Here is an 8283-nt window from a genome sequence, read left to right as displayed (position 1 = left end):
ATTCGCTTCGATCAACAAGACATTCGCTGCATGGCGCATCTGGTCGAGGCATGCGCCCATGACTTGCGGCTGGCAACGCAGGCTGTACGGGTCCTGAACCTTGTCGCAATCCTGATGCGACAAGTTGATCGCGGAGCCTTCCAGCAAGGTGCGATAGGCATCCGCCGCATCGATTTGTCCGGCGTGACCGCGTAGCGAGTGAATGCGGGCATCGAAGGGAACGACTGAACCCATTGCAGCGTCCACCGACAGCGCGCCCGACACCAACCCCGTGCGATACAAGTCTTCGATCGCGAACATGTTGTACAACGCGAGCGCCGTGGAAGCCTGCGTGCCGTTGAGCAGCGCGAGCCCTTCTTTAGCCTGCAGCGTCAGCGGTTCGAGACCGGCAACGCGCAGCCCGTCCAGCGCACTCGCGCGTTCGCCACGGATGGTGACTTCGCCGATACCGAGCAACGCCGTCGACATATGCGCAAGCGGCGCCAGATCGCCCGATGCACCAACCGAACCCTTGACCGGGATGACCGGCAGGACATCGGCGTTAAAAAGCGTGATCAGCGCGTTGATCACCTCGCGGCGGATGCCCGAATGCCCGCGTCCCAGGCTCGACACCTTCAACGCGATCAGCAAACGTACGACCGGGCGCGACATGGGTTCGCCCACGCCCACCGCATGCGACAACACCAGGTTGCACTGCAACAGTTCAAGCTGATCGGCGGGAATGTGGGTGCTTGCCAGACGGCCGAAACCCGTGTTGATGCCGTAGGCCGGCTCGCCCTTGGCGGCAATGTCGGCAACGGTTTGCGCGGAAGCGTCGATGGCGGCAAAGCTGGCCGGATCGAGGGTTAAGGCGTCGGAGCCGCGGGCGATCTGGCGCAAGTGCGCCAGCGTGAGGTGGCCGGGGGTCAATTCGATCATCGCAAGTCCTGTCTATACAAGTTGCGGCCCAGTCTAAACAAACAAATCCCCCAAAACAAGGCCTGAAAACACCTAAATCGTATTTTCAGGGATCGATCCGGCCATTTTTTCGACCGGTTGTCTATACAGCGCCAAATCGTTTCTCCATCCGGAAGTTCGTGAGCCGCTGGCCGCGCAGCGCCACTTCTTGCGAGCGGACGATCTGAAAGCCGTGCTTCTCGAAGAACGGGCGCGCGGTAATGCTGGCGTCGGTATCGAGGAGCGCGAGCCGTTGCATATGCGCCGCCTTTTCCACCGTATCAAGCAGCGCGCTCGCCACGCCTATGCGCTGGCAAGCCGGATCGACAAACAGCATATCGATGTGCCCGCTTCCTTCCAGATCAATGAAACCTGCAATCGCGCCGTCGATCAGCGCAACCCATGTCGGCCGGTCAAGCCGGCGACGCGACCAAACCTCCCGGTCCACGTGCACCCACGCCCCGATCTGGCCTGCATCGTAGTCACGCGACGCCACTTCGCGCACCGAACGCAGGAACACACCGATAACCGCATCCAGATCCGCCGCTTCATAACGCCGGATGACGGGTTGTATCGGAGAATGCACGGGTTCTTTAGCGCGTGAGCGAGACAGTCGCGATGCCCAAAATGGTCATCACGACAGAGGCCGTCACGTGGATCGCGATCTCGCCCGCCGCCCAGCCGTAGCGCCCCTGCTGCAAATGCGCGACGACTTCGGCCGAGAACGTCGAGAAGGTGGACAGGCCGCCCATCAAACCGGTAATGACGAACAGGCGCCATTCCATCGATACCCCGGGGAAGCGCGCGAACCACGCCACCGCCACGCCGATCACATAGCCCGCAATAACGTTTGCCGCGAGCGTCCCGAGCGGCAGATTGGGAAACGACGCGTTCAGGCGCAGGCCGAGGACCCATCGAAACAGGGAACCGAGCGCGCCGCCAATACCTACAGCCAGAATCGACAGATACATGAGCGAAGGATGAAGATCAGAGAGAAACGAGCGTCAGGCGCTCGATGAGCTGGTCACGGCTGGCCGCGACGACCGTCTCGCCGGACGCCGAAAGCCGCGCGATCCACGTGCCGTCGCGCCGCTGTTCCCAGCCGCCGCATTCATGGCCGTCCAGCAGCAGGGAGCCGCGCATGACCAGTTGGGGATCGGCGGGGTCGAGTACGGTGTCGTCGTTGTGCTCCAGCTTGACGGTTCGCATGAACGTTGCGCTCGCGCGCGGGAATGCATGAAGCCGTCATCATAATGGAGCGCACGCAGAACCCGATACAGAAAGCGCAGCGCCGCCTTTCATGCACAATACGGGTCGCGCTTTCACTCGCCTTTGCATCGCCTTTGCATGTTCCACACTGCCCGCATGAATTTGAATCTGGATGATCTGATAGACACTGTTGCAGACACGCTGCAGCAGCACTACCCCACCCACCACTGGGCGCAATTCGCGCTCGGCCTGCTGACGCTCGCGCTGGCGGCGCTGTTCGCGCAGTGGGTGGTCGCGCGCATCGTGCTGTATTTCGCGCACCGTCTGCTCGTCCTGACCGAACGTCAGGCGTGGGACAAGTCGCTCGCCCGGCATCGCGCCTATCACCAGCTTTGGTACGCCGTGCCGTTTGCGGCGGTGGCGATCGGTATCGGCGATGTGCCGCACATCGGCCATCTGGCGGACGTGATCGAGCGGCTCGCGCACGCCAGCGCATGGATCTGCGTCTTCTTCGCGATGGGCGGCGCGCTCAGCGCATGGCAAGACGTCTACGCGGCCAGCATGCAGGCGCAGACACGCTCAATCAAAGGCTACATCCAGATCGGCAAGCTCGCGCTCGCATTGATATGCGGCGTGCTGGTGCTGTCTATTGTGATCGACCGCTCGCCGCTCTGGATGCTGTCCGGGCTCGGCGCACTGTCGGCCGTCCTGCTGCTCGTGTTCAAGGACACGTTATTGTCGCTGGTGGCGAGCACGCAGCTCACATCGAATGACATGCTGCGCATAGGCGACTGGATCGAGATGCCGCAATCCAACGCCGATGGTTTCGTGAAGGACATCGCGCTGCATACGGTAAAGGTGCAGAACTGGGACAACACGGTGACTACCGTGCCCACCTACAAGCTGTTCTCGGAGAGTTACAGAAACTATCGGCAGATGTTCGAATCGGGCGGGCGGCGCATCAAGCGCACGCTGCGAATAGATGCCACCTGTGTGCGTTTTCTCACCGATGAAGAAACCACACGCCTCAAGCAATTTCGCCTGCTGCACGATTATCTGGAAGAAAAGCAGCTTGAAGTCGACCAGGCGAACAAGAATCTCGGCGAGCTCGCCAGCGAGCCGGCCAACCGGCGGCGGCTGACGAATATCGGCACCTTCCGCGCGTATGGGCTCGCATATCTGCAGCGGCATCCGGAGATCAGGCAGGACATGGCGATGATGGTTCGCATGATGGAACCGCAATCGGAAGGCATTCCGGTGGAGGTGTATTGTTTCACCGCCGTCACCGCATGGACACAATACGAACGCATCCAGGGCGATGTGTTCGACCACTTGCTGTCTATCCTGCCGGAGATGGGCCTGCGGCTCTATCAGGCGCCGTCCGGTGCTGACATGAGCGGACTGGTGAGCGGGCGGATCGGCGGAGGCGGAGGAAGCGCCAGCGCCATTGGCGGAGCGGCAAGCGGCCGTTTGCGCGGCGAGTTGCCCACGCTTTAGCCGGAGAAGCAGGCAAGAATCCGCGACTTTTGTGTATTCACGCGAACCGTCCTGATGCCTAAAGTGTGAACCTTGCCGGCATTCCTTCTGCATCACCCGAAGGTGCCCGCCGGTCATCGCACTCATCGCCTCTAAGGAAAACTCCCGTGACCGATCGCGTTCATGCCATGCGTGTTTTCATCCGCGTCGTCGATACCAACAGCTTCTCGCGCGCCGCCGAATCTCTCGGCATGCCGCGTGCAAGTGTCTCCACGACCATTCAACAACTCGAGGCGCTGCTCGGCGTGCAACTGCTCGCACGCACCACGCGGCGCCTCAATCTCACGGCCGAAGGAGCCGAGTGTTACGAGCGCTGCGTGCGCATTCTTGCGGATATCGACGATCTGGAAGCGGGCTTTCTCGGCCGCGACGAGCGTCTGCGCGGCCGTCTGCGCATCGAGTTGCCCGATACAGTCGCCACGGCGCTGGTCGTGCCCGCGCTGCCTGATTTCCATGCGCGTTATCCGCATATCGAGTTGTCGATCGGTATCTGCAATCGCGCCGTCGATCTGGTCGGAGAAGGCGTGGATTGCAGCGTACAGCTCGGCGAATTGCCCGATTCCGGATTGATCGCACGGCGGCTCGGCACGTTTGAGCACGTGACGTGCGCGACTCCCGCGTATCTGGAAGCGCACGGCACGCCCAAGACACTCGACGAACTCGCGCAGCACGTCGCGGTGAACTGTGTGTCGGCTCGCACCGGCCGGCCGTGTGATTTTGACTTCGAAGTCGATGGCGAAGCAGTGACCGTGAAGATGGCGGGTTTTGTTCAGGTCACCGACGAACATGCGTATCTCGCATGCGGCCTGCAAGGGCTCGGGCTGATTCAGCCGCCGCGCATTGCCGCGTTGCCGTACCTCCGTTCGGGGCAACTACGCGAGGTATTGCCGCAATGGAAGTCGATGCCAATGAACGTGTCGGTCGCGTTCGTCAAGAGCCGGCAAGCCGCGCCGAGGGTTAGCGCGTTCGTGGACTGGCTGGCGGAATTATTCGAGCGCTCGCAGGAAATGGACGATACGCTCACCCGCCTGTTCCGCACGGCTCGCCGCCCGGCATCCACGCCCGCGAAAGCGCCGGCATCAAGACCTGCTGCAGCCCGCGACGAGGACGCGCACGAGGAAACCACCAGCGAGTCATGATCCTGCATGTCGCTGGCATGGGCGCTCACGCCGGCCTGACCGGCTGAGCCGCCCCGTCGCCCACCACCGTATTCCACTTGCGCACTTCCCAGTGCGTGACCAGCCCCTCATTCACATACGGATCGGCCCGCGCGAACGCCTCCAGCACGGCGGCCGAGTCCGCTTCGAACAGCAGCATCGCCCGGTCGGCGGGTGCCTCCAGCGCCCCGCCCAGCAACAATTCTCCCCGTTCCGCCGATGCCCACGCCACCGCCAGATGGCGGTCACGAAACGCCGCCCGGCGTTCGAGGTAATCGGCGCTCAATTCGTACATCAATAGAAAGTGCATAAGCTTGTCTCCGGTTGCAGGCGGCGCTTGCGCGCCGTAATGAAACGATCGTGCCGCATGTAGTAAGCGCATAGTTGACACGCATGTCACACGGGTAAGACTCGATAGGCACGCCAAAACTGTATGGCGGAGTCCGTGTGTGCGATCATTGCGACACTTTCGACTTTTACCTTGGCGCAGGTTCGCGAATTACCCGCGACGCTGAACATTCCGGCGGCGTCGGACGTTCTTCGGAACAACCGTGTTCTGCGGCTTTTTCGCCTCCTGGTTCCCCGGCTGAAGGGTCAATCACTCTCGCCGCGCTTGGGTTTCGCCGTTACTCCTCTTCGACATCCGGCAGCATGCCGATCGTCGAAGTTTAAATTCATCCGGCGCTCGTCATACGCATTTCGCCGCCCGTCTCAAGGGGCAAGTTTGAACAACTTCGGTTTCTCGCTCGTCGTAGCGCTGCTCCGCGCGCTCGCTCACCTGCCCTATGGCTTGGTCGCGCGATTCGGCAGCGGCCTTGGTGCGCTGCTCTATAGCATTCCGAGCCGTCGAAAACATATTGTGCAGGTCAATCTGCAATTGTGCTTTCCCGGGAAGACCGCCGCTGAATATGAATTGCTCGGACGCTCCCATTTTCGTCACGTCGTGCGCAGCTATGTGGAGCGCGGCGTGCAGTGGTTTGGTTCGGCTCGAGCTATCGAAAAACTCGTGCAGCTCGAAAGCCGCATTGACCTCGACGACGAAAACTCACCGCCGACCATATTCATGGGCTTCCACTTTGTCGCCATTGAAGTGGGCTGCATGCTGTACTCCATGAAGCTGCCCATCACCGCGCTTTATACGCCGATGTCCAGCAAGCGGCTCAACACGCTCGCCATAGAACAGCGCGGCCGCTTCGGCGCCGACATGGTGATGCGCGCCGACAGCGGCCGCCGCATTCTGAAGCTGCTGCGCAAGGGCGGTTCCGTCATGCTCGCCGCCGACATGGATCACGGCATCGAGAACTCGGTGTTCGTGCCGTTCTTCGGCGTACAGGCCTGCACGCTTACGTCGGTGTCGCGGCTGGCACGCCTTGCTGGCGCGCGCGTGGTGCCGTTCGTGACCGAAGTGCTGCCCGATTACAAGGGCTACAAAATGACGATTTTCGAGCCGCTTGCCAACTTTCCGTCGGAAAGCGACGAAACCGATGCCCGCCGCATGAACGAGTTCCTGGAATCGCAAATAGTGCGTTTTCCGGAACAATATTACTGGGTGCATCGCCGCTTCAAACATCGGCCAGAAGGCGTAGCCGGCGTTTATTAATCTATTCTGCGCGCCGCCAAGGCGTGTCAGTATCAATGTCAGCGTGCGCGGCGATCAGTCGGGCTTACGGAAGTCGTTGTCCACCCAGGCCTGCGCGCTGGTCTTGCTGAGCTTGAATCCTGCGGACACGCGCACGTGGGCGAGCAGCGCGCCGAACGAATCGAGCGCCTTCAGGTCTGCGTAGGGATCGTCCTCGTCAGGGACGATATCCAACGACACCGTCACCTCCTCGCCGTCAGCGCGAACCGTAAAATCCTTGTGAAGAATTGCGTGGCGCTGTTGCTCGTGCCGGCGCAATACTTCGGACGCCGTCTTGATCAGCGTGCGGAACGCATTCGGATCGAGCGGCTTGGGGTTCTTCTTGTCGCGGCCCATGGTCCAGGGACCGGTGAGCGCCGGTTCGGCTTCGCCGTCCTTGATCATTTCGACCGCCCAGCCGTCATCATCCTCGTTCTTGATCACCTTTGCGGTCCAGCCGTCGTCGCGCCATAGGCGAGCTTCGTGGAGTGTGGTGTCTTCGTCGGTATGGAGATCGGGGGTTGAATCGGTCATAGGAATGAGTCGCTCGAGTTGCATGAAACGGTGTGGGAGCACGCGGGTGTTGCACCGTGCTGATGCGACGAATTTTAACCTGCAAGAAGCCGTGGCATCGTCGAAAATGCCCACACGCTGGTCGACCGGTCTACTCGACGGGCACTTTGCGCACCGCCCGTCTTTTTGCTGCAGGCGTGTCGCGCGCATGTGCGCCGGCGCGCGCCCGGATATTCCCGGGCGTTTCGCCAACACTACGGAGGAATCTTCATGCTTTCACTTATCGGCACCATTATCATCGGCGGCATCATTGGCTTGATTGCCCGGGCGATCAAGCCAGGCGACGACAGCATGGGCTGGATCATGACGATCGTGCTGGGCATTGCCGGCTCGCTGGTGGCTGGCTACGCCGGCCGCGCACTCGGCCGGTATCACGAAGGGCAAGCTGCGGGATGGATTGCCTCGGTGGTCGGCGCTATCGTCCTGCTGTTCGTCTGGGGGCTCGTCGTGCGTCGCAGGGCTTGAAACCCGTGAGACCCGATTTGCGCGTATGAGGTTTCGGGTCGAATGAAAAGGCAGTTCCAACGAAGGTTGGAACTGCCTTTTCATTTCGTCCGGCCCTACCTCAGGGCATCAAGCATGAGCAGTTCGCTCGCGCCGGTGGACGGTTTTTGGTGGGTGTGGTGCGGTGCGAAGTTGCTCGTGGTTGCACGGGTAGCGGGTGGGGTCGGTGTTGGGTTGGTGCTTTCGGTGTTAGTGGTCTGCGAGAGCCGGATTTTCTCTTTATCACTATAGGCCACTGTGCGTGGCGGCACGTCATTTCTTTGTCCAAAGCGACAAAGAAACGAAGCAAAGAAAACGCTTTCAACCACGCTACCCTAAGTGTCCACAGCGTGCAGTTTCTATTCATAGGTGCCCCAAAAGCACGGTGCTCGCCAGAGCGAAGGATGTGTGAAACCCTCCTTCTCCGTACACAGGTTCTGACACGCTTCGCCACCAGTGATTGAATCTGTCCAAGGAGCACCCCGCGCTATCCGCGAAAACCAACCATCGAATTTGTTCGCATGACGAACCACGTCGCCAACCCACTTAGAAACGAAGTCGCAACGAGGCGCGAGGCCATACCCAAAAAATTGACCGTGCTGACCAAGCAATCAACCCATGAAGAAACGTAGCAATGAATATGCACGAGGCCCGGTTGGTCCGCAAGCAGTCGTGCTTGCCCGAGAGCACTGGTGGCGAAGCGTGTCTATGTCAGGATTCGCGAGAAGGAGGGGTTCAAACATCGGTGGTTCTGGCGAGCACCGTGCTTTT

10 protein-coding genes are annotated in these 8283 nt (G+C 60.8%); 4 read left to right on the top strand and 6 right to left on the bottom strand.

What is annotated here, in order from left to right:
* The 4 genes from GSQ93_RS00960 to GSQ93_RS00945 form a co-directional block, all read right to left on the bottom strand.
* Positions 1-918 (bottom strand): aromatic amino acid lyase (locus GSQ93_RS00960; protein WP_158933831.1); only part of this gene is annotated, 918 nt, incomplete at its 3' end.
* A gap of 121 nt (positions 919-1039) precedes the next feature.
* Positions 1040-1522, bottom strand: coding sequence for a GNAT family N-acetyltransferase (locus tag GSQ93_RS00955; protein WP_158933830.1), 483 nt, complete (start codon positions 1520-1522; stop codon positions 1040-1042).
* A gap of 7 nt (positions 1523-1529) precedes the next feature.
* The gene (gene crcB / locus GSQ93_RS00950) at positions 1530-1907 is read right to left on the bottom strand and encodes a fluoride efflux transporter CrcB (protein WP_158933829.1); all 378 of its coding nucleotides are present in this window, start codon (positions 1905-1907) and stop codon (positions 1530-1532) included.
* Positions 1908-1923: 16 nt separating this feature from the next.
* The gene (locus tag GSQ93_RS00945) at positions 1924-2145 is read right to left on the bottom strand and encodes a hypothetical protein (protein WP_158933828.1); all 222 of its coding nucleotides are present in this window, start codon (positions 2143-2145) and stop codon (positions 1924-1926) included.
* Between the two features lie 156 nt (positions 2146-2301).
* On the opposite strand from GSQ93_RS00945, the gene GSQ93_RS00940 reads away from it, so the two are divergent.
* Together GSQ93_RS00940 and GSQ93_RS00935 are read left to right on the top strand one after the other, a co-directional pair.
* A complete protein-coding gene (locus tag GSQ93_RS00940) occupies positions 2302-3642 on the top strand; it encodes a mechanosensitive ion channel family protein (RefSeq protein ID WP_158933832.1) in 1341 nt (446 codons plus the stop codon).
* A gap of 146 nt (positions 3643-3788) precedes the next feature.
* Complete coding sequence (locus GSQ93_RS00935) at positions 3789-4820, top strand: LysR family transcriptional regulator (RefSeq protein ID WP_158933827.1); 1032 nt, start codon at positions 3789-3791, stop codon at positions 4818-4820.
* Positions 4821-4845: 25 nt separating this feature from the next.
* Here the strand turns inward: GSQ93_RS00935 and GSQ93_RS00930 are convergent, their stop codons facing one another.
* On the bottom strand, positions 4846-5148 hold the full coding sequence (locus GSQ93_RS00930) for a YciI-like protein (RefSeq protein WP_158933826.1): 303 nt from the start codon (positions 5146-5148) through the stop codon (positions 4846-4848).
* Between the two features lie 414 nt (positions 5149-5562).
* Here GSQ93_RS00930 and GSQ93_RS00925 point away from each other — a divergent pair, with 414 nt between their 5' ends.
* Positions 5563-6438: a lipid A biosynthesis lauroyl acyltransferase gene (locus GSQ93_RS00925; protein WP_254073701.1), complete on the top strand. Its 876-nt coding sequence runs from the start codon at positions 5563-5565 to the stop codon at positions 6436-6438.
* Positions 6439-6492: 54 nt separating this feature from the next.
* Here GSQ93_RS00925 and GSQ93_RS00920 read toward each other — a convergent pair whose 3' ends face one another.
* Complete coding sequence (locus GSQ93_RS00920) at positions 6493-6990, bottom strand: hypothetical protein (protein WP_158933824.1); 498 nt, start codon at positions 6988-6990, stop codon at positions 6493-6495.
* 249 nt (positions 6991-7239) lie between these two features.
* Between GSQ93_RS00920 and GSQ93_RS00915 the strand changes: the two genes are divergently transcribed.
* Positions 7240-7494: a GlsB/YeaQ/YmgE family stress response membrane protein gene (locus GSQ93_RS00915; protein ID WP_158933823.1), complete on the top strand. Its 255-nt coding sequence runs from the start codon at positions 7240-7242 to the stop codon at positions 7492-7494.
* Positions 7495-8283 lie beyond the last annotated feature (789 nt).

The sequence above is a fragment of the Burkholderia sp. S171 genome (genome assembly GCF_009766085.1).
Classification (GTDB): Bacteria; Pseudomonadota; Gammaproteobacteria; order Burkholderiales; family Burkholderiaceae; genus Caballeronia.
This window is presented reverse-complemented; position numbering and strand designations above follow the sequence as displayed.